The sequence below is a fragment of the Roseisalinus antarcticus genome (assembly GCF_900172355.1).
Taxonomy (GTDB): Bacteria; Pseudomonadota; Alphaproteobacteria; order Rhodobacterales; family Rhodobacteraceae; genus Oceanicola; species Oceanicola antarcticus_A.
This window is the reverse complement of record NZ_FWFZ01000033.1, coordinates 16,625-35,644: the sequence shown is the minus strand read 5'-3', so window position 1 is coordinate 35,644 and position 19,020 is coordinate 16,625. Positions and strand designations below refer to the sequence as shown.

The 19,020-nt window shown below is 64.5% G+C and carries 22 protein-coding genes and 2 pseudogenes; 10 read left to right on the top strand and 14 right to left on the bottom strand.

Annotated elements, in window-relative coordinates; genetic code table 11:
* The coding region (locus ROA7023_RS25305) for a hypothetical protein (protein ID WP_234992349.1) at nt 1–332 on the top strand (332 nt) is incomplete at its 5' end.
* A gap of 115 nt (nt 333–447) precedes the next feature.
* On the opposite strand, the gene ROA7023_RS19285 is transcribed toward ROA7023_RS25305, so the two are convergent.
* The 6 genes and pseudogenes from ROA7023_RS19285 to ROA7023_RS19260 form a co-directional block, all read right to left on the bottom strand.
* Nucleotides 448–822 carry a phage terminase small subunit P27 family gene (locus ROA7023_RS19285; protein ID WP_143535657.1) on the bottom strand — a complete coding sequence of 125 codons (375 nt, stop codon included), beginning with the start codon at nt 820–822 and terminating at the stop codon, nt 448–450.
* A complete protein-coding gene (locus tag ROA7023_RS19280) occupies nt 735–1,112 on the bottom strand; it encodes a hypothetical protein (RefSeq protein ID WP_085880634.1) in 378 nt (125 codons plus the stop codon). Before ROA7023_RS19280 ends, ROA7023_RS19285 begins: the two co-directional genes overlap by 88 nt.
* Complete coding sequence (locus ROA7023_RS19275; RefSeq protein WP_085880638.1) at nt 1,109–1,783, bottom strand: YcbK family protein; 675 nt, start codon at nt 1,781–1,783, stop codon at nt 1,109–1,111. Before ROA7023_RS19275 ends, ROA7023_RS19280 begins: the two co-directional genes overlap by 4 nt.
* Before the next feature lie 70 nt (nt 1,784–1,853).
* Nucleotides 1,854–2,162 carry a hypothetical protein gene (locus ROA7023_RS19270; protein WP_085880633.1) on the bottom strand — a complete coding sequence of 103 codons (309 nt, stop codon included), beginning with the start codon at nt 2,160–2,162 and terminating at the stop codon, nt 1,854–1,856.
* A 12-nt stretch (nt 2,163–2,174) separates the two neighbouring features.
* Nucleotides 2,175–4,100 (bottom strand): annotated as a pseudogene (locus ROA7023_RS19265) (DUF2793 domain-containing protein).
* Nucleotides 4,101–4,110: 10 nt separating this feature from the next.
* Nucleotides 4,111–5,199: pseudogene (locus ROA7023_RS19260) on the bottom strand (GTA baseplate fiber-binding domain-containing protein); the annotation flags it as partial.
* Nucleotides 5,200–5,582: 383 nt separating this feature from the next.
* Here ROA7023_RS19260 and ROA7023_RS25300 point away from each other — a divergent pair.
* The 3 genes from ROA7023_RS25300 to ROA7023_RS19245 all read left to right on the top strand — a co-directional run bounded on the left by ROA7023_RS25300 (nt 5,583) and on the right by ROA7023_RS19245 (nt 7,030).
* Nucleotides 5,583–5,876 (top strand): TVP38/TMEM64 family protein, encoded by a 294-nt coding sequence (locus tag ROA7023_RS25300; protein WP_234992348.1) that lies wholly within the window; start codon nt 5,583–5,585, stop codon nt 5,874–5,876.
* Nucleotides 5,876–5,998 carry a hypothetical protein gene (locus ROA7023_RS25510; RefSeq protein WP_268808022.1) on the top strand — a complete coding sequence of 41 codons (123 nt, stop codon included), beginning with the start codon at nt 5,876–5,878 and terminating at the stop codon, nt 5,996–5,998. Before ROA7023_RS25300 ends, ROA7023_RS25510 begins: the two co-directional genes overlap by 1 nt.
* A gap of 262 nt (nt 5,999–6,260) precedes the next feature.
* Nucleotides 6,261–7,030 (top strand): IS5 family transposase gene (locus tag ROA7023_RS19245; protein ID WP_268808021.1). Its coding sequence is split into 2 segments (ribosomal slippage): nt 6,261–6,600 and nt 6,600–7,030, totalling 771 coding nucleotides; the frame shifts between segments, so codons are not numbered across the junction.
* A 394-nt stretch (nt 7,031–7,424) separates the two neighbouring features.
* Here ROA7023_RS19245 and ROA7023_RS19240 read toward each other — a convergent pair.
* Together ROA7023_RS19240 and ROA7023_RS19235 are read right to left on the bottom strand one after the other, a co-directional pair.
* Complete coding sequence (locus ROA7023_RS19240; RefSeq protein WP_085880631.1) at nt 7,425–7,649, bottom strand: Clp protease/crotonase-like domain-containing protein; 225 nt, start codon at nt 7,647–7,649, stop codon at nt 7,425–7,427.
* 4 nt (nt 7,650–7,653) lie between these two features.
* Entirely contained in the window at nt 7,654–7,932 is a 279-nt protein-coding gene (locus ROA7023_RS19235) for a hypothetical protein (protein WP_085880630.1), read from the bottom strand.
* 256 nt (nt 7,933–8,188) lie between these two features.
* Here ROA7023_RS19235 and ROA7023_RS19230 point away from each other — a divergent pair, with 256 nt between their 5' ends.
* Nucleotides 8,189–9,835 carry an alkaline phosphatase D family protein gene (locus tag ROA7023_RS19230; protein ID WP_085880629.1) on the top strand — a complete coding sequence of 549 codons (1,647 nt, stop codon included), beginning with the start codon at nt 8,189–8,191 and terminating at the stop codon, nt 9,833–9,835.
* Nucleotides 9,836–10,272: 437 nt separating this feature from the next.
* On the opposite strand, the gene ROA7023_RS19225 is transcribed toward ROA7023_RS19230, so the two are convergent.
* Nucleotides 10,273–10,500: a hypothetical protein gene (locus ROA7023_RS19225; protein ID WP_085880628.1), complete on the bottom strand. Its 228-nt coding sequence runs from the start codon at nt 10,498–10,500 to the stop codon at nt 10,273–10,275.
* Between ROA7023_RS19225 and ROA7023_RS19220 the strand changes: the two genes are divergently transcribed.
* The 5 genes from ROA7023_RS19220 (at nt 10,487) to ROA7023_RS19200 (ending at nt 15,244) form a co-directional block, all read left to right on the top strand.
* Nucleotides 10,487–10,795 carry an ABC transporter permease family protein gene (locus ROA7023_RS19220; RefSeq protein ID WP_234992347.1) on the top strand — a complete coding sequence of 103 codons (309 nt, stop codon included), beginning with the start codon at nt 10,487–10,489 and terminating at the stop codon, nt 10,793–10,795. The genes ROA7023_RS19225 and ROA7023_RS19220 overlap by 14 nt on opposite strands.
* Nucleotides 10,792–11,634 (top strand): carbohydrate ABC transporter permease, encoded by an 843-nt coding sequence (locus ROA7023_RS19215; RefSeq protein WP_234992346.1) that lies wholly within the window; start codon nt 10,792–10,794, stop codon nt 11,632–11,634. Before ROA7023_RS19220 ends, ROA7023_RS19215 begins: the two co-directional genes overlap by 4 nt.
* Entirely contained in the window at nt 11,634–12,677 is a 1,044-nt protein-coding gene (locus ROA7023_RS19210; RefSeq protein WP_085880627.1) for an ABC transporter ATP-binding protein, read from the top strand. The genes ROA7023_RS19215 and ROA7023_RS19210 overlap by 1 nt, the downstream gene beginning before the upstream one ends.
* Nucleotides 12,674–14,119, top strand: a complete 1,446-nt coding sequence (locus ROA7023_RS19205; RefSeq protein ID WP_159458597.1) for a glycerophosphodiester phosphodiesterase family protein — start codon at nt 12,674–12,676, stop codon at nt 14,117–14,119. Before ROA7023_RS19210 ends, ROA7023_RS19205 begins: the two co-directional genes overlap by 4 nt.
* Nucleotides 14,120–14,200: 81 nt before the next feature.
* Complete coding sequence (locus ROA7023_RS19200; protein ID WP_085880626.1) at nt 14,201–15,244, top strand: ABC transporter ATP-binding protein; 1,044 nt, start codon at nt 14,201–14,203, stop codon at nt 15,242–15,244.
* Nucleotides 15,245–15,265: 21 nt separating this feature from the next.
* On the opposite strand, the gene ROA7023_RS19195 is transcribed toward ROA7023_RS19200, so the two are convergent.
* The 5 genes from ROA7023_RS19195 to ROA7023_RS19175 all read right to left on the bottom strand — a co-directional run bounded on the left by ROA7023_RS19195 (nt 15,266) and on the right by ROA7023_RS19175 (nt 19,009).
* Complete coding sequence (locus ROA7023_RS19195) at nt 15,266–16,918, bottom strand: ABC transporter permease (RefSeq protein ID WP_234992345.1); 1,653 nt, start codon at nt 16,916–16,918, stop codon at nt 15,266–15,268.
* 88 nt (nt 16,919–17,006) lie between these two features.
* The gene (locus ROA7023_RS19190) at nt 17,007–17,990 is read right to left on the bottom strand and encodes an ABC transporter substrate-binding protein (RefSeq protein WP_085880624.1); all 984 of its coding nucleotides are present in this window, start codon (nt 17,988–17,990) and stop codon (nt 17,007–17,009) included.
* A 136-nt stretch (nt 17,991–18,126) separates the two neighbouring features.
* Nucleotides 18,127–18,429 (bottom strand): hypothetical protein, encoded by a 303-nt coding sequence (locus ROA7023_RS19185; RefSeq protein ID WP_085880623.1) that lies wholly within the window; start codon nt 18,427–18,429, stop codon nt 18,127–18,129.
* 12 nt (nt 18,430–18,441) lie between these two features.
* Complete coding sequence (locus ROA7023_RS19180) at nt 18,442–18,711, bottom strand: SH3 domain-containing protein (protein WP_085880622.1); 270 nt, start codon at nt 18,709–18,711, stop codon at nt 18,442–18,444.
* Nucleotides 18,683–19,009: a hypothetical protein gene (locus ROA7023_RS19175; protein ID WP_143535655.1), complete on the bottom strand. Its 327-nt coding sequence runs from the start codon at nt 19,007–19,009 to the stop codon at nt 18,683–18,685. Before ROA7023_RS19175 ends, ROA7023_RS19180 begins: the two co-directional genes overlap by 29 nt.
* Nucleotides 19,010–19,020: the final 11 nt, after the last annotated feature.

Below are 19,020 nucleotides of genomic sequence, written 5' to 3'. Positions count from 1 at the left end.
AGCAGACGGCCGAATTCAGCTGGTTCGAAGCGGGGCATGGCGGGTCTCCTGGAACTTCGGAAGCCTCAGCATACCTCACTGACACATCAGAACAAAGCACGAACCAACACGCTTTGCTGACACCGCCTACGATAGAGTGTTTCGAGCGCTATCGGCAAACATGGGATGGGTCAGTATGGGCTTATTCTGTTGAAAAACTCTGCCACGCAAAAAGCTCCCCAGAAATCTGGAATATTGTCGTCGTCACAGGACAATTGGCAAACCTTGTTTCTGGAAGGACCCGTTCGAGGGAAAATATTCTGCTGGTCCGACTCGCTGGGAGGAGGAAGTGAGTTTTTCAACAGAATCGGCTCGAAGCTGCCGTTGGCGTCGGAGCGTTCGACTGGAACGGCGAAGGCGACCGGTGCGGCGACTTTCTTCAACGATGCCAATAGACTGAGGGGTTACCTACAGATCGACGGCGTCAGCCTCGAGGATGATCGTCAGTTGTCCCTCTGGATTGATCTCGGAGCCCGTCCGGATCCGGCTTCGCGATGCGGGCGTCATGCCGAACTCGGCCATGTAGCGGCCCATCAGCTCCAGCTGCTTGTTGGCGACGCCCATCCACGGGTTCTGCTGCACGTATCCCGAGGGCGTCTTCACCATGGGGGGCAGGTCGCCGAGACGCTCTTCGGCCTCGACCCAGCGACCGTAAGCCTGGCAGTAGGCCGCGAAGGCAGCGCGGTCGATCTCGGTCAGGACGCCCATTGCATGGAGCGGTCCGGCCAGCCTGTCCCACTCGTCCTGCGCGACGCCTGACAGGTGCCCGGGACATTCCGGCAATACGTCAGGCGGCTGGGGTCAATGAGACTGCCGCGCGCGTCGCCGATGCCATTCCAAGCGAGCACCGCTCGAAGCGCAAGTGCTTTTTCTAAGGCGACTGCGCGCTCCTCGTCGGTGGCGTCCCTCTGTGAATTGCAGCGGCTGGACGATGCAAATGAAGGTCGCGTCGATGCGGAACGCCTGTTGAAAGGCATGCTCGCGCACGACCCCTGCTCGATTTCTTCGGAAACTTCGGCGTGTTCGACCAAAGCAAGGCAAGCGGCGATCCCGCCGAGAATGGTGGCAATCATCGCTGCCCCCTGCGCCAGTCATCAAGGCGGGCGTAGATCGTGACAGCGATGCCAATGAGCGCCACGGCGATGAACACCCAACGAAGCGTGTCGAGATATGGCACCAGTGGCAGGACGGCGGACTGGGTCTCGGCCAGGACGCTCTGTGCAACTTCGACCCCCGCCGCGCCCAGCGTCGCCACCCCGGCCGCTCCGCCACCTTTCATCGTGCGGCTTTCAGCTAGAACCTCGCGCGCGGGCGGCGTGTCCTCGGCGAAGGCCGTCGCCCGGATCGCGAAACGGTCCCCCCACTGGCGGGCTGGACCAAGATCGACATGCATGAACCCCGAGCGCGGATAGAAGCCAAACCCGAGGAAACCGACCGAGCGCGCCGCCGCCTCGAACACGACCGGGTCGTGGTTCGTCATGGCGATGTCGAAGGCGGTGCCATCCATGTGTTTCGAGCGTGCCGCGCCGCCGACAGCCCGGTTGTGCTCCGGACTACGATACGCAGAACGGACAATCAGCGGTTTCCCCAGCCGGTCTCGTAGCGCTTGCAGCTTGTCGAGCGCGGGTGCGTTGATCAGCAGCTTGCCGGTGCCCCGGCAGGCGATTTCGGCGGGCGAAAAGTTGGTCCAGCGCCAGGTGCTCTCGGGCACATCGCCCCAGTGGTCATAAAAGGTCGTAGTCATGGTGTCCTCCAAGAACGAAAAAACCCGCCACATGGGCGGGTCGGGTGGGTCGGTCATGATGTGGTGATTGTCAGTCGGTGCGGCCGCGCTGGAAGGCCTCAAACATCAGATCGCGCATGGCGCGGATATCTGTCTCGATGCGATCCAGCCGGTCGGCGTCGCCCTTGCGGTCCTCGGCGCGCTGCCGATCCACGCGGTCACGCACGGCCAGCAGTTCGCGGTCCAGCCGTGCCAGCATCGCGTCGTTGGTGAACGCCCGGCGCGTGACTGCGGCCAGAAGGGCAATCGTGCCGCCGATCAGGGCGGTGATGGCTGCGGTGATGCCGTGGTCGCGCAATGCGGCACCAACCTCCTGCAAGAGAGAGTTTTCTTCTGTCATTTTGATTGTCCTTCAGTAATCGGTCTCGACGTAGACACCCGAGCAGTCGTAGGCGACGGCCGCCGCCGTAGCACCGTTGTTCATGTAGTTGCGCGGGCTCAAAAGCTGGGTGGCGGCGGGCATGTCGGTGGTGATGGTGAACTCGACGGCCGTGCCGCTGACCTCTTCGACGACGCGGACGCCTATGTCGGATCCGTTCGGCGCGGCGGCGATATAGAGCGTCAATACGTTGGTCAGGCTGTTGACCGGGAAGCTTGCGCCCAAATCGGTCAGTGTCGGCGCGCCGGAGCCATCGTTGTGCGCCAGCTGCCAGTTGGCATGGGTGCCGCGCTGGAAGCCGATGCCGATGCAGTTTACCGCAGCCGCCAATGTCAGCGTGGTGGCGAGCGCAGCAGTCGAGCCATAAAGTCAGAAGAAGCCCATGCCGTTGGCCTGCAGGGTCGTCAGAGACAGGCGGTTGACGTAGTTCCATCCGCCCAAACCATCAGCATTGCCGCGCCAGCAGACCCAGCCTGCAGATCGTTCTTCGGCCACCGCGTCGGCTGTTGCGGCACTGGTCACCCGCCAGCGCCGCATGCTGGTGGAAAGGTTGGTGGTGGCCAAAGTTGGCGTCGCAACCGTACCCACGGCCGTGCGGGGCATGCCGTTGGTGTTGACCGTGGTGCTGGTTGAGGGTGCCCATGTCGCGATCCGGTTGACCCCGAAATGCGGCTGCAGCGGAAAGAACCGTCCCGAGGGGCGCTGCACGTCCAGCCAACCCGCCCCGGCGCGGTCGCGTGCGTAGATGGCGAGCTTGCCTGCGGGCGGCGGGTCTGGGGCGGCGGGCAGGCTGGGCATGTGCAGGGGTTCGGGCAGTTCAACCCGGCCCGAGTTGCGGTCGATCCTGATGGCATCAAAGAAGGTCGATCCGTTCGGGCTGACCTTGAAGCTGAAGTCGTCATTGCCCAGCAACCCGATCAGCGCCCGCGCCGAGAACCCGGTTTTGAAGGCGAAACCCGCATCGTTTCCGGCTGCCGCCTTGTTCAGCGTCGCTTCGATCCCGGCCCCGGCGTTATTGAGCAGAAGCGCTGGAGTGTTGACCGAAATGCGATTGTAACCGTCGGCCGTCGCCCCGCCGAGGCCCAGAAGCTGGGCAGTTAGGTTCGCTTGGGGCATGCCGACCTGCGTGACGGCATTGGCGAAGGTCACGGTTGGGGTATTCACCACGGTGCTGCCACCCGCCCCGGCGATGGCCGAGCCGATGTTGACGACCGTGGTCGATCCGGATGCGCCTCCGGTCCCGAGGTTCACGGTCTTGGTGACACCGGTCGTCGTGGTCCCGGTTCCCATCCCATAGATTGCTGTCGTCGTTGCCGTGCCGATGTTTGCCGCGGCTGCCGATACCGTCACCGTGCCGGACGCCGTCAGGGAGCCGGAGAAGGTCTTGTTGCCGCTGAAAGTCTGCGTGCCCGCCAGGATCGCCAATTCGCTCGAGGTGTTTGGCAGGGTGAACGTCCGAGTGGTGCCGGTGGTGATGCCAGACAGCGAAAACAGTGCCTTCTTGGTGGGATCGACGGCATTCACCAAGCTGAAGATGGCATCCGAGACGTCTTGTGGCACCCCGACCGGATCCCAGGCAGACCCATCCCACACGGCGAACGCGGCCTCATCCGCAATCCAGGCCAGCCAGCCCGGGCGCGGTACCAGCCGCATCCAGACCCCATCGACCCAGAAGGCCACGTTCAGATCCCAGCCAGTCCAGAGGCCGGTGGCTCCCGAGGCCACGATATGGCGGTCGCCGTCGGCTGGCGATGCGGGTGGCGTGGTGCGCGTGCGATCAAGGACTGACAGCTGGACCATGGCATCCAGCAGGCGCAGGGCTTCATTATGGGTGACATGCTTCTGGGCCTGCGATGCCAGGATATACGGCAGCAGGAGATGGGTGGTGATGTCGGACATGGTCCTGCTTTCAGAAGGTGAGCGTGACGGATCGAACGGCACCCCGGCCGATAAGGGCCGAGAGCTGGTAGATCCGAATTGCGAGGGTCTGGCCGGGGCCAAGGAGAGCGCCCCAATCAGCGGTTTGCTGGGCGGCGGTGTAAAGCGCGCTGGTCGTTGCAGACGTCAAGGATCGCTTGACAACTGATCCGTCCAGAATGTCGACCTCATACCCCTCGCTCTCCTCGGCCAATGGCACATCGCCCGCGCCCCAGGTGTAGGCGGCAAGGGATCGCGACCGACGTGTCCAGCGGATGGTCAGATCGCCAGGAGTGCGCGCCGTGCGCCACGGCTGTGCGACATGGCCCCCCGAAAATGGCCGCAGCCCAACGCCCTCAGGCGTGAATGTGGCCGCGACAAAGGTTTCGTCGCTGACCGGGCGAGAGGCCGGGCCGATGCGCCAGTTCCATGGCAGACCGAGATCGGCCTCAGAAATCGGTAGTGAGGCCAGCGCGGTGTCCAGCACGACAACCCGCGCGCCGGTGGGCACGACGCTGACGACCGCGTTTTCTGTCCCGCGTTGGCCACGCAGTAGCCGGGTCAGGCGATATCGTCCCGGCGCGATCAGCTCTGCCGCCCCCGCGTGGACGATTTCCCATTGCCCTGGACCAGTTTCCACTACCAGTGCATTGCCCCCTCCCAAGAGCGAGATGTCGGTGACGCTCTCCAAAGTGCCCGAGAACAGATCGACCACCAGCGTATTGCCAAGATCGAAGCGCGACACCGGCCCGGCATAGAAGCTTTCGGCCAGCACGCCCATCCGGGCGCGGCTGCCAAAACTGGTCAGCAACGCAAAGCCATCTGTCGCGGCACTACGATAGACGGCCATTTCGCCTGGCCAAGGCTTGGCATGGGCGGCAACGAGCGGCCGGTGCGCAGGTTGATCCTCACGCAGTTGTGGCAGATCCAACAGAATGACGTCAGGTGCCCCGAATACGGTAGGCGTCGAGAGCGAAGCCGGGCGGGACTCTCCGGGCGGCAAATCGTAGACGGCGCGGTCCTGGCGGACAGCATCGATGTTGCGCGGGTCCGAGTCTGCAATCGAGACCAGCCGCATCTGTAGCGCGACAGTCTGGGTGAGAGCAGCGCGACAATCAGGATGATAATCCTTGGCCGCGACAGTTTGAGATTGGCTGATCGGTTTGTCGCGGGCAAGAGATTTGTGGCTGTTGATTGTCGCGGAGCGTCAATCAGACTGCTTCTTGTCGCTGGTGTCGTCCATTTCCGTGGGTCGGCTTGATCCTCTGGCCTTTTGTGCCGCCTTCCTTCGATAGCTTTCGACATTCATCTCGAAGATGGTGGCGTGGTGGACTAGGGCACTTCTGGGGCATCGTGCAGGTGGTGATCGGGGCCGAGCTTGGAGCGCTGATTGCGTTCAGCCTGGCACGGGTTCTGGGGCATGATGTTTTGCGACGGGTTTTTGGCACCTCGGTCGATACATGATTGCTTGGGTCGCAGAACGCGATCACCTGGACCGTATTTGCCAGCCGCCTGACGCCGTTCGTGTCCTTCGACATCATCAGCTACGCGGCGGGGCTCAGCCGCCTGCACGCCTGGCGTTTCGCACTGGCGACGCTGGTGGGCATCATTCCGGCGAGTTTCGTCCTCGCGCATTTCGGCGGTGAGGCGGTCAGCGGAGACCTTGGTCGGACCACATGGGCGGTGCTGGGTCTCGGCCTGATCACCGGATTGCCCCTGCTCTGGATCGCAGCACGGCAAGTCAGGAAGGACACCTGATGGCGGAGGGTTACAAGAAAAACAGCATCACCCTGCCGGGCGCAGTTGCGATGGGCACTGGCGCGATGATCGGTGCGGGCATCTTTGTGCGGGCGCGCCGCATGATCTCGAAGGTGCCATGACCGCCCGTTGTCGCCAGCACGATCTCGGCCCGCCATACAAGCTTGCGCGCAGTGTTGCGGTTGGTGATCAGAGCTTGAAGCTCAGCACGGTCGGCGGGGCCAAGGTAAAGGCAGATGTCATTGCGTCTCATGCCCCGAATATGGCACGTCAGGCCATCAATGGGAATCCTGTGTCAGGTGGGGAACACTAGGGTCAGGACCCATAAATCCACTTGAGCGACGGGTCGCGTCGTGATTCAAACTCCCGAACTGGGGAGGGATCATGAGCGAACTTTACTGGCTGACGGAAACGCAGGTCGAGCGGCTGAAGCCGTTCTTCCCGAAGTCGCGTGGCAAGCCCAGGGTCGATGACCGGAGGGTGTTGAGCGGCATAATCTTCATCCAACGCAATGGGTTGATGTGGAAGCATGCCCCTTCGGCCTACGGCCCGCCGAAGACACTATATAATCGCTGGAAGCGGTGGAGCCGGAAGGGCGTGTTCGCCACGATCATGACGGAACTCGCCGCACAGGCCCAGCAGACCGAGACGGTGATGATCGACGCGACCCACCTCAAAGCGCACCGGACGGCATCCAGCCTGGCGGTGAAAAAGGGGGGCGCCTTGCAGACCGGGGACGGCTGATCGGGCGCACGAAAGGTGGGCTGAACTCGAAACTGCACGTCCTTGCCGATGCAAAAGGCCGCCCGATCCGGATGTTCCTGTCCGCAGGCCAGACCTCGGATTACATCGGGGCAAGGGCGCTGCTGTCCTCGTTTCCGCAGGCTAAGGCGCTGTTGGCAGATCGGGGCTACGATGCCGATTGGTTCCGCAACGGTTTGATCGAGATGGGTATTTCCCCGTGCATCCCGTCCCGCATCGGCCGTAAGGTCCAAATCCCGCACGACGCTGAACTCTACCGCCAGCGCCACAAGATCGAGAACATGTTCGCCCGCCTCAAGGACTGGCGACGGATCGCAACACGCTACGACAGATGCTTGATCCTGTTCCTCTCCGCCTGCGCCCTCGCAGCCACCGTCATATACTGGTTGTGAGTCCTGACCCTAGAAGTGTGCGCTTCATTTGTTTTTTCCCTGTTGGATGGACCTTTAGTGAGTTCAACTCAAAATGCAGAAATTTATTAATCAACCCATTAAATAATTATAATGTCGGCCGGGGGGGGGCGCCCGTAGGTGAAGGGCGGTCATCAGGTGCAAACTGCCTGTACCAAGGCGATGACCGGTCAGGGTCGGGAGGCCCGCACACCAGCCCCCCGTAGTATCTCAGGATGTTGCCGGACTATCTGCACAGGGAGGATGCGTCGCGGGACGCATGTCTGAATAGGATTAAAGATGACGAGCATACCCCGAGTCCGGAGCACGAAACTCCGCAGTCCCGGTCGCCCCGAAGGAAAGAAATAAGCATCGTGCATTGATCGGGCAACTGCAATCATTTTTTTCGATGTTCTATTGTAGTGTAGTCGACTGCGTCAAAGACCGACCCGCCCGGGCTGTTCAGCCGCAAGGTCAGAGGCGTGGCATCCGGCAACGCGCCCAGTTCCGCCAGAAACCCTTTGGCCGAGATGCCATAGGCCCCGATTTCGTCATAGATCACCACCTCCACGCCCACCGCTTGGGTTTGGGCTTGGGCGCGGATCGTGTACCAGCTGTTCATGCTGTCACTCCTGTTCGGTTGCGTCGTTTGCGGCCGCCTCTGGCCGCTGCGCCGGGGTGGCCCGCGCGCCCTGCGTCTCGCCCGGCCTCGTGCGGTAGTGCAGACCCAGTGCTGCCACGCGGGCCGCGTCGGTCACGTTTTCGCGGTCGATTTCCTCGACGTCGTAGCCCGTCGCCTGGACGACCTTGCGGCGCGAGACGATCCCGGCCTCCATCGCCAGCACCTGCGCCTGGATGTCCTTCAGCGGATCGACCCAATCCCAGCGTGGCAGAATCCAGTTCACCGGCTACGCCACCTGAGCAGCGCCGTCGGGTCAGGATCAGCTCCCGTCGCTATGCCGGGGGTCCCCATTCGGTGCTTAAGGGTACCGTTTCAAGGCCGATTGAGAGCCAACGCCTCGTCGTGAAGTCTGTCCAACTGTCACGAAGACGACATACCCAAGCGCTACCCATTAATTCACGAGAGAAGGGCCGGGGAATGTGGGCCATGCCCCCGCCACGGCAAGCATGGCTGGGCGCGGGCCGATCGGAGGATGCTGGATGGTACGGTTGAATCGACGTGAGACGCTGAAGCTCCTCGCCGTGGCGGGCACCGTGAGCGCCGCCGGGCGCCAGGCATTCGCGCAGGAACCGGCCGAGGGCGCGTTCCGCCACGGCGTCGCGAGTGGCGACCCGGACGCGACCAGCGTCGTGCTCTGGACACGGCTGTCGTCGGACGAGGCGACCCCGTCGGCCCGGTGGCAGGTCGCCGCCGATGCCGACTTCGCCACCGTTGTCGCGGAGGGTGAGGCCACGACCTCGGCCGAGCGCGACCATACGGTGAAGGTGGTCCCCGACGGGCTCGAGCCGGGCGGCGTCTACTTCTACCGGTTTACCGTCGGGGAGGAGAACTCGCCCGTCGGCCGCACCCGGACCCTTCCGCAAGGCCCGCTCGACCGGCTCGGCATTGCGGTGGCGTCCTGCACCAACTATCCGCTCGGCCACTTTAACGCTTACGATGCGATCGCCCGGGACGAAGAGGTCGATTTCGTCTTTCACACGGGCGACTACATCTACGAGTACTCCACGGAGGACTGGGGCGGCGCGGTTGCGGAGGCGCTGGATCGCGAGAGCCTGCCCGACAAGGAGATCGTGACGCTGGCCGATTACCGGCAGCGCCATGCGCAGTACAAAACCGACGCCGGGGCGCAGGCGATGCACGCCGCCCACCCCTTCGTTGCGTGCTGGGACGACCACGAGGTCACGAACAACCCCTGGACCGGAGGTGCCCAGAACCACCAGCCCGAAGAGGAGGGCGACTGGGAGACCCGCCGCGCGAACGCGCTGCAGGCGTATTTCGAGTGGATGCCGATCCGCGAACCCGAGCCCAGAATGCGCTACTGGCGCACCTACAGGTTCGGAGATCTCGCGACCTTTGTGATCCTCGAGACCCGCCACACGGGCCGCGACCAGGAGCCTGCCTACCCCGACTGGACCGAGATCGAGACGCAGGAGGATCGCGACCGCGCTTGGCAGGAGCTGATCGTCGCGCCGAACCGCCAGATGCTGGCGCCGGAGATGGTAGCGGACGCCCGGTCGAGCATCATGGCGTCGGTGACGGCGGGCGAGCCGTGGCGGCTCGTCGGCTCCGCGAGCCCCTTCGAGCGGTTCAACATCCCCGACATCGTCTCCCTTGGCATCTCGCGTGAGGAGCTCTCCGACGGACTGAAGTACCTGGCCGATCACGGGCAGTGGAACTGGCCCTGGTACACCGACACCTGGGACGGCTATCCGCAGGCGCGCCAAGCCTTCTACGACATGGCCCGCGAGTCGGGCGCACAGGACCTGCTTGTGCTGACCGGCGACACGCACCAGTTCTTCGCCGCCGAGCTCATGGACGACGAGGGCCGCCGCATGGGTATCGAGCTCGGCACGGCGGGCATTTCCTCGCCGAGCGAATACGTTGACACGGGCCTTGACCCCGAGGTCGGCCGGAGACTCGACATGATTTATGCGGAGAACATGCCCGAGGTGCATTGGACGGATGGGCTGCACAACGGCTACATTCGCGTCGTGCTGGGCCGCGAGGAGGCGGTGGTGACCGTGATCGGCGTCGATACGGTGATGTCGACGGACTACGAGACGGTCGAGCTTTTCCGCGGGCGCATCGTGAAGTCGGACGCCTCCCTGAGCTTCGCCACGACCTGAGGCGCGCCGGCCCGCATCCCGTCGTCCTCAGCCCGATGAGGCTCGGTTACAGAGCCGGGGGCGTCCCGGGCGCGGCGTTGCTGGCGGCGATGAGCGAGGGGCGGCCGGTAATTCCCCCGCGAATTAGGTGCCATTCGGGTGCTGAGCATCGCAAGCGGGACGGGGGTTCATCATGAATCAGTTCAGCAGCGGGACTGCCCCGTTGCCTGCATCTCCGGTCTTCGGCGGACCTCGCTGTCCTCGCGTCCATGATTTCGCGCATGTAAGGCGTGCGCGCTGTGCGATAGCGCCCCCTGTTCGGCGCTGGCACGTGATCCCAGCTCCGGTGCGCGTCGGCCCATTCCGATACGGTAAGATTGGCGTCCGGCCGCACGCCCCGGCCCCAGCTGCGCAGCATGTGATCCGAACCGTCAAAGGCCGACGGTCCGTCATTGCCCTCAGCGAAGGTCGATGCGGACCTCGGCGAGGCTGTCGAGTTGGGCACGGACATGGGCTTCCAGCACCTCTCGCATCATGACGGGCTCCAGACTTCCATGATCCGCGATCATCACCCCCAGTTCCGACGCCATCAGCGCCGCCGCCCGCGCGGGCCAGGTCACCCAGGCGTCGCGTTCCTCCCGCGCCAGCCGGAACACCAACCGTTGGCAACAGGTGCGCCACATCATCGTGCCGCAACTGCGCTGGCCGATCCTGTTCGTGACCTCGTATCAGACGCTGTCGCTGCTGACGTCGTTCGAATACATCCTTCTGGCCACCGACGGCGGCCCGGGGCGCGGCACCGAGGTGTGGTCGCTGGCGGCCTATCACACGGCGCTGAACAATTACGGCGGCAATCTGGAATACGGGCTGGGCGCGGCCTATGCGCTGGTCCTCGTGATCATCGGGATCGCGCTGTCGCTGACCTACATGCGGTTTTTCAACTTCCGCGATCTGGTCGCGCGTCCGAGGATCGAGCAGTGAGCCGGACCGCAGCGGTACCTGGCCTGCGGATCTGGCACCTGGTTGCCGTTTTGTCGGCGATGTCGGCGCCACTGGTCATCATGTATGCCTTTCAGATCATCGACAGCGTGGCCAGCCCTGCGCCCGGAGCCCTGTGGCCCACCGGGTTCGACCTGAACAACTGGCGGTTCCTGTGGGAAAGCGTGGACAGCGGTCGGCCGGGCATCTGGCAGGTGACCTTCAACACCTTCGTCTTCGCTTCGGTCACATCGCTTTCGGTCTGCGCCTTTTCGCTGACGGCAGCCTATGCGCTGTCGCGGCTGAACTTTCCGGCGCGGCGGTTCTTTCTGGCCGGGCTGATCGTGCTGCACGCCTTTCCCACGATCACCCTGATCATCGCGATCTTCATCATCCTTCAGTATCTCGGGCTTTATGACACGTTGGCCGGTGTGATTCTTGTCAAGGCGGCGCTGGAACTGCCCTTCGGCATCTGGATCATGAAGGGGTTCTACGACACCGTGCCGTGGGAGATAGAGATGGCCGGGGTTCAGGATGGCGCCAGCCGGTTCCGCGTGTGGTGGAGCCTGGTTCTGCCCCAGGTGCAACCGGGGCTGGCGGCGCTGCTGATCATCTCTTTCCTGTCGGGCTGGTCCGAGTTCGTGCTGCCGTTGGTGCTTGCGCCGGGCGCGGGGGCACAGGTGCTGGCCACCTACATGAACGCAGTCATTGCCAGCGAAACCACACAGGATTTCGGCCTTTTCAAGGCAATCGGCATGTTCTACACAAGGCCGGTCATAGTGATCTACCTGATTTTCCAGAAACGTCTGATGAACATTTACGGCGGCGGCACCAAGGGCTGATGGAACTGATCCTGTCCAAATTCACCAAGCGGTTCGGTGCGACCACGGTCATTTCCGAGATGGACCTGCATGTCGGCGCCGGTGAAATGCTGGCGCTGCTGGGGCCCTCGGGCTGTGGCAAATCCACGACGCTGTTCGCGATCTGCGGCATCCACCGGATGGATGGCGGCAGCCTGCATTTCGGCGACCGCGATGTGACGACCCTGCCCGCTCAGCGTCGTTCGGTGAAGGTCGTGTTCCAGAATTACGCGCTCTATCCGCATATGTCGGTCTCCGACAACATCGCTTTTCCCCTCCGCGTGAAACGCCACGACCGGGCCACCATCACGCGCAAGGTCGGCGCGATCGCCGAACTGGTCCACATCGGGGAATTGCTGGATCGCAAACCGGCCCAACTGTCGGGCGGGCAGCAACAACGCGTGGCCCTGGCCCGCGCGATGGTGCGCGAACCCGATGTGCTGTTGCTGGATGAACCTCTGGCAAATCTGGATGCCAAGCTGCGCCTCGAGATGCGCACCGAGATCCGCAGGGTGCAGCGCGAAACCGGCATCACAGCAATCCTTGTCACCCACGATCAGGTCGAGGCGATGTCGATGTGCGACCGGATCGCATTGATGCGCGCCGGTCAGATCGAACAGCTCGCCACGCCGGTGCAGATGTACGAGAATCCTGCCAATCAGTTCGTCGCCGGGTTCATGGGCAATCCGCCGATCTCGTTCCTGCCGGCCCATCTTGGCGAGCGGATCACGCTTTCGGGAGGCAACAGCCTGCCGCGCCCCGACCGCCTTGCCGGACAGGGCCCGATCACGCTGGGACTGCGGCCCGAGCATCTGGGGCCGCAATTCGGGCAGGGCCTGCGCGGCACGATCACCTTTGTCGAGCCACAGGGCCGCGAGGATCTGATCGACGTGCGCCTGACCGGCGGCGAAGCCTTGCGGGCGATCCTGCCCTCGGGCCATGGCCACGCCATCGGCGACAGTGTCGACTGGGGGGTGCGCGGCGACCGGCTTCTGGCATTCTCGACGGATGGAGAGCGGATTTGAACGATTGGACCCTGCCACCGCGCCCGCTGTCCATCGCCCACCGGGGCGCACAGGCCTATGCACCGGGCAACACCCTTTCAGCTTCCGAGAAGGCCCACACCCTTGGCGCCGATATGTGGGAGGTGGACATCCGCTGCAGCCGCGACGGCATCGTCATTGCCCATCACGATGCGGAACTTGCGGACGGCACGGCGGTTCGCGACATGGATTATGCCGACATCCTGAGCCGGACACGTGCCGCATGTGCCCCCTGTCCCACCCTCGACGACGTCGCAGCACTTGCCGCGCAGTCGGGTACAGGGATCTATGCCGACATCAAGGATCTCGACGCGGTCCTGCCGGCCCTCGCCATCCTGCGCAGGCATGGGATCGACCGCGCGATCCTGGGTGCCTTTGCCCCCGAGGCGGCCGCCATGCTGAAACAGGCAGAGTGCCCCTATCCCCGCTCGGCGCTGGTGCCGCTGCAGGCAGATCCCTTCGTTCATGCAGCGGGGGCCGGTGTGATCCACCTGTGCTGGGAACGGCTGGAACGGCCGCAGGACACCCTGACCCCTGATTTCTTCCGAAGGGCTTTCGACGCCGGGCAGCGCGTCGTGCTCTGGCACGAGGAAGATCCCGCCCGGATGGCCGCGATCCGCGGCAAGCCGGTCCTGGGCATCTGTTCGGACCGCCCCGAGATGGTAAACCCCTTCACCCCACCCGATGGCAGGCCGCTCCGGATCGTGTGCCACCGGGGGGCCAACGGCATTGCGCCGGAAAACACCCTGCCAGCGCTGGAATGTGCGCTGGCCGCCGGTTTCGCCATGGCCGAGACCGATCTGCGCGTCACCGCCTGCGGAACGATCGTGGCGATCCATGACGCGACTCTGGATCGCACGACCGATGGCACGGGGCGCGTCGATGCCCACAGCCTGACCGAATTGCGCCTGCACGACGCAGGCGGCTGGTTTGATCCATTCTTCAACAACGTCCGGATTCCGACCCTGGACGAGGTGCTCGCCCTCGCAGTGAAGTACGATGGCGGCCTGTACCTGGAGCTGAAGGATGCCGCACCCGGGCAGGTCTGGGCCGCGGTCCAGGCAGCCGGGCTTGAACAGCGGTGCTTTTTCTGGTCGTTCGACATGGACCTGCTGCGCGCCTTGCGCCAGGACAGCGCCGCGGCCAGGATCATGGTCCGGCGCGAAGACCATCCAAGCCTCGACGTTGCGCTGGCGACCCTTGCCCCCGCGATCATCGAGTTTCGACCGGATGCCGACGCCGCCGAGGTGGCGGCCCTGCGCGACGGCCCGGTGGCTAGCATGATCGCCTATATGGGCCGGGATGGGGACGTGTTCGACAGGATCGTGGACATGCGACCCGACATGGTCAACCTGGATCAGCCCTTCGCCTTTGTTCGTCACCTCGACGGCAAGACGTTTCAACCGATGGCGTGCGAGCGATGATTGCCCCGTCGCGCCGTCAGTCGCTCGCCGCAGGCGGATGAGTCACGTCACCTGAGGCCCGGAGCAACAGAGAATGCAGTCATGAGCATCGGACTGAACGGTGTCACCCGCCGCTTTGCCGGCAAGACGGCGGTGGACAGGGTCACATTGGATATCCCTGCAGGCACGTTCTTTGTCGTCGTGGGCCCGTCGGGATGTGGCAAGTCTACCCTGCTGCGGCTGATCGCAGGGCTGGAGCGGCCGGATGAAGGGACCATTTCGCTTAATGGCGCGCGCGTCGCAGGACCGCATCTGCATGTCCCGCCCGAGGATCGCAGCGTCGGGGTGGTGTTCCAGTCCTACGCGCTCTGGCCGCATATAACGGTCGAGGGCAACGTGGCCTTCCCGCTCGAAACGGCGGGGATGAGCGGCAAGGCAGCGCGTCTGGCAGCGGCCCGGCACCTTGAAACCGTCGCGCTGACCGCCTTGGCAGCGCGGCGGCCTGCGGATCTGTCGGGCGGTCAACGGCAACGGGTCGCGCTGGCGCGGTGTCTTGCGCAGGGTGCGCGAACGATCTTGATGGACGAGCCGCTGGCCAATCTCGACCCGCATCTGCGCGCCACCATGGAGGAGGAGTTGGCCGCCTTTCACCGCAACAGCGCCGCGACGACGCTCTACATCACCCATGACCAGCACGAGGCCATGGCCCTTGCCGGGCGCATTGCCGTGATGTGGGACGGGCGCATCCTGCAATCCGGCCCGCCGGAAGAAGTTTACGCCCGCCCGGCAACCGCCCGGGTGGCGGGTTTCATCGGCAAGGGCGCGCTTCTTCCCGTCGAGGTGCTGTCGGTCGTCGGCGGAAGAGCGAGAATCCGGCTCGGCGGTACGGCGGCCAGCGTGGCGTGCCCCGATGGGACCAGCCCCGGCCCCGCGCAACTGCTTTTGCGGCCAGAGCAGGTGGTGGCGGGCGATGACGGCATCCCGGCGCGGATCGTGAGCCGGACATTCCGCGGCAACCACTGGGACGCGGTGGCCCTGCTGGATGGGGTGGCGCAGCCTGTGCCTGTCAGCCTGACGGACAGACCCGAACCCGGCGATACGCTGCGCCTGAACATCCGCGACGGATGGATTCTGCCGGAGGTCTGACGATCCGTTCACCCTGCCCCGTCATTCCCGCCACGGAACGATCCCCGGCGGCAGGCGCCGACCCATCAGGTTCGCGCATAACATCAGGACCACCGTTGCCAGGACCGTCACGACCGACATCGCTGCCGCAAGGGTCGTGTAGCCGCCGCTTTCGTAGTTGAAGATCACGGTCCCGATCGTCTCGTTTCCCGTCGACCACAAGAGCGACGAAACCGTGACCTCGTTGTAGGCGGTGAGGAACACCAGAATGGCACCCGAGGCCGCCGCCGGTGCAGCCAGCGGGGCAGAGATCCGCCGGATCCGGCGTCCGAATCCGGCCCCCGAGACCCGCCCCGCGTCGTCGAGACTGCTGTCCATCTGTGCGAAGGCGGCTAGCACGGGTTTCAGCCCGATGGCCAGGAAGGCCGCAACATAGGCCAGAAGAATGATCCAGATCGTGTTGTAGAGCCGCAGCCCCATCACCGGCTGAATGAACGCCAGAATGAAGGCGACCGACACCACCAGTCCGGGCACCGCATAGGCCACTTCCGCCTGACCAACGGCAAGGCCCGCAGCGCGCTGCCCGCTTCTGCTGCCCCGCGTCATGAAATGCCCCATCAGGATCGCCAACATCGCAATCAGCAGGGCCGCAGTTCCGGCGATCACGGTGGAATTGACGAAGGCACGCGCAGTGACCTCCTGGCGCAACAGCACCTCGGCATAGTTGGCCAGGGTCGCGGTGACACTCGACAAGGGGACGCCGTAGGTCGGCACCAGAGAGGTTGCGACGAGTGCGCTGAGCGGCAGAACCAGTGTCGCGCCGACCACCAGCCAGAGCCCGGCCTCAACCGCCGGGCGCAGCGGACCCAGCGCGTGGGCCAGCGGCGCCTGCGCCAATCCGCCCATCTGCGTGCGAAGTCGCCGCGTCAGGAGCAGTTGCAGGCCAAGAACCACGATGGTCAGCAGCGCCAGGATCAGCGCGATCACTGCGACCCCCGGCAGCATCCCCGGACCGAAGGCGGCAAGCCGCTGCCAGATCAGCACCGGCAGCGTGGTAAAGCGCCCCGGCACCCCGATCAGCGCATTGATCCCGAAATTGCCTAACGCGGCGGTAAAGGCCAGCATGAACCCCGCCAGCAAGGCGGGTGCCAGCAACGGCAGGATGATCCGTCGCAGGATCCGGCCCATCCCGGCACCCGACAGCCGGGCCGCCTCGACCAGTTCCCGGGGAAAGCTGCGCAGCGTCGCCCGCAGGATGAGAAACACCAGCGGCGCATGCTGGATGGTCAGCAACGTCACCAGCCCGCCCAGCCCGTGCATCGGATGCGGCGATCCGGCGGGCGGGGCCAGCCCCAATGCCCCCAGCAGCGGGCTGCCAGGACCAAGCGCCTGTAACCAGGCAATTGCCGTCACGTGAGGTGGGATCATCATCGGCAACAGGATCAGGAACACCAGAAGTCCCCGCGCTCGGACATCCGTCAGCCCGATCACAAGTGCCAGAGCGGTGCCGAGACTGGTCGCGCAGAAGGCCGACAACCCGGCACTTTGCACCGAGTTCCAGAGCGCCCGCTGCAGGGACGGGCTTTGCAACGCCTCCAGCAGGGGCACGACCGTCAGGCCGGTTGCGTCCGTCAGGCCGGTCCGGAACAGCAACGCCAACGGCAGCCCCGACAGCAGCGTGACGATCAATATCACTGCGGCAAGGGTTGCCCGCTGGCCGTAGCGCACGGGCAATCGGCCAAGGCGGCGCGAACCGTCCCGGCCGACAGCGCGCGTCGTCAAATCACCCGCCGAACATCTCGGTAAAGCGCAGTTTGTTCTCCATGTCGTCGGCCAGCGCAGCGGCAGGGTCGAACTGCATGACATCGATCTCGGCGACCGGCGGGAAACCGGCAGGCGGCGCTACATCCGGGTGCGCAGGAAGATAGCCTTGGGACACGGCCAGCTCCTGGCCCTCGACCGAGATCAGGAAATCGACGAAGGCCCTGGCGGCGTCGGGGTTCTGCGCCGTCGACAGGATCGCGACCGGTTCGGTCACAGCCGACACGCCCTCGGACGGGAATACGAATTCGACGGGCGCGCCGTCTGCCTTGCCCCGTATGGCCAGGAAATCGACGACGAACCCATAAAGCTTCTCACCACCGGCAACAGCCTGATAGACACCGCCATTGCCACCCTGCGCGATCGCCCCCTGATCGGCCAGTGCCTGATAGTACTCCCAGCCCAGCGTCGGAACGCCAGCGATGGACACCATATGGATCGTTGCCGCCCCGGACGTCAGGGGCGACGGCAGAACGATGTTGCCGGTAGCTTCCGGACCGGTCAGATCGGCCCAGGAGTCCGGCACCATCTCGGCTGCCGTGTTGTAGACGATGCCTGTGGTGATGAGCTTGGTCGAGAACCAGTAGCCCTCGGGGTCCATCACGCCATCTGCATAGGCGGAAGTGTCAGCCTCAAGGTAGGCCATCAGCCGGTCCTCGGCCTTGAGCCCCTCCATCGTGACGGAGTCGGCAATGAGCAGCACGTCGGGCTGCGGCGCCCCTGCCTCAAATTCCGCAGCAAGCTTGGCCATGACCTGCGTCGTGCCCTCGCGAAACCACTCGACCTCGACGTCCGGATGAGCGGCCATGAAGGCATCGACGGTCTGTTGCGCGTCGGCGTTCGGCTGCGAGGTGTAAAGCACCAGCCTGCCCGTAACCTCCTGCGCCAACAGCGCGGAGGGAAAAAGCGCGAACGCGGCAAGCATGGGGATGGTTGGATAACGCATGACGGGGGCCTCTTGTTCAGGAAATCTTGGACCCCCTTTATCAAGCTAATGTGACAGTTCTGTACTGGCATGCCGATAGGACTGTGCTGACAACACAAATGCGGTCTCGTCTCAGTTTTCCAGTAGGGCCAATTTGTCAGGCCATGCAGAGGCCGCGCCACTCGGCAAGAGCGGCGAGCGACGTGATCGCATCGGGGACCGACGTCCTGGCGTAGGCCACGGCCGCGTCGATCATATCGCTACGATCGAGGTCCTGTTCGAGCGCCGAGCGACGGCCCGACATGATCGCCGAATGCAGGGCCTCGCGGTGCCGGGCTTCGAAGTCGAAGCCGAGGCGGGTTTTCAGCGTCAGCGACACCCACTCGATCAGCAGAGTCAGCAGCGCCGCGCAGAGATCGAAGATGACGGGCTGCAGCGCGTCGGAGATGTTGGTCAGCATGAGGACGTCCTTTCAGGATACGGTTTGCGTGTAGGCGGCGACGACCCATCCCTCGCGGCCGTGCTGGGCGACGCAGAGCCACGGCATTCCGCCGACGACGCCGCGGCGCTGGACCGGGACGATGGTCCGGTCCGGGATGGTGCCGAGGATGTTGTCGTTGAAGCTGGGCCAGCGTCGGTGGTTGAGGCCGCTGCCGGAGGTGACGATGCGGACCTGTTCGATCGCGGGGATCGCGGGCTCGATGTCGGCTGGCTCAGCCGGGTCCGGGTGCCGCGACGACATTCAGGACGATGGTCTCGCCCTGGCAGACCGGTTCCGTCACATAGGAGAGACCGGCGGTCTGGCGGATAAGGCGATCCTCCCCGGTCGCGCGCCGGACTTCGGTCGTCAGCAGGTCCACCTTCTCCTCGATGCGGCCCAACCGGTCCGGGCTGGTCCAGATGTCGGTGAGGCGCAAACAAAGCGGGGTGAACAGGGCGGCGAGGATGAGACTGACGCCCCACAAGGTGCAGCCGACGGCCCAGATGCCGACGCGCTGCCACAGGAAGCTTCGGAGTGCCGCGCTTTCAGGTTTTGTCATTGGCGCCTCCA

Excerpts from the sequence above, each read along its gene's own strand:
- ROA7023_RS19200 (WP_085880626.1), top strand. The coding sequence starts at position 14,201 with ATGAGCATCGGACTGAACGGTGTCACCCGCCGCTTTGCCGGCAAGACG.
- ROA7023_RS19180 (WP_085880622.1), bottom strand. The coding sequence starts at position 18,711 with ATGTCGTCGCGGCACCCGGACCCGGCTGAGCCAGCCGACATCGAGCCC.
- ROA7023_RS19270 (WP_085880633.1), bottom strand. The coding sequence starts at position 2,162 with ATGACAGAAGAAAACTCTCTCTTGCAGGAGGTTGGTGCCGCATTGCGC.
- ROA7023_RS19175 (WP_143535655.1), bottom strand. The coding sequence starts at position 19,009 with ATGACAAAACCTGAAAGCGCGGCACTCCGAAGCTTCCTGTGGCAGCGC.
- ROA7023_RS19275 (WP_085880638.1), bottom strand. The coding sequence starts at position 1,783 with ATGACTACGACCTTTTATGACCACTGGGGCGATGTGCCCGAGAGCACC.
- ROA7023_RS19225 (WP_085880628.1), bottom strand. The coding sequence starts at position 10,500 with ATGATGTGGCGCACCTGTTGCCAACGGTTGGTGTTCCGGCTGGCGCGG.
- ROA7023_RS19240 (WP_085880631.1), bottom strand. The coding sequence starts at position 7,649 with ATGAACAGCTGGTACACGATCCGCGCCCAAGCCCAAACCCAAGCGGTG.
- ROA7023_RS19190 (WP_085880624.1), bottom strand. The coding sequence starts at position 17,990 with ATGCGTTATCCAACCATCCCCATGCTTGCCGCGTTCGCGCTTTTTCCC.
- ROA7023_RS19185 (WP_085880623.1), bottom strand. The coding sequence starts at position 18,429 with ATGCTGACCAACATCTCCGACGCGCTGCAGCCCGTCATCTTCGATCTC.
- ROA7023_RS25510 (WP_268808022.1), top strand. The coding sequence starts at position 5,876 with ATGGCGGAGGGTTACAAGAAAAACAGCATCACCCTGCCGGGCGCAGTT.
- ROA7023_RS19230 (WP_085880629.1), top strand. The coding sequence starts at position 8,189 with ATGGTACGGTTGAATCGACGTGAGACGCTGAAGCTCCTCGCCGTGGCG.
- ROA7023_RS19210 (WP_085880627.1), top strand. The coding sequence starts at position 11,634 with ATGGAACTGATCCTGTCCAAATTCACCAAGCGGTTCGGTGCGACCACG.
- ROA7023_RS19280 (WP_085880634.1), bottom strand. The coding sequence starts at position 1,112 with ATGATTGCCACCATTCTCGGCGGGATCGCCGCTTGCCTTGCTTTGGTC.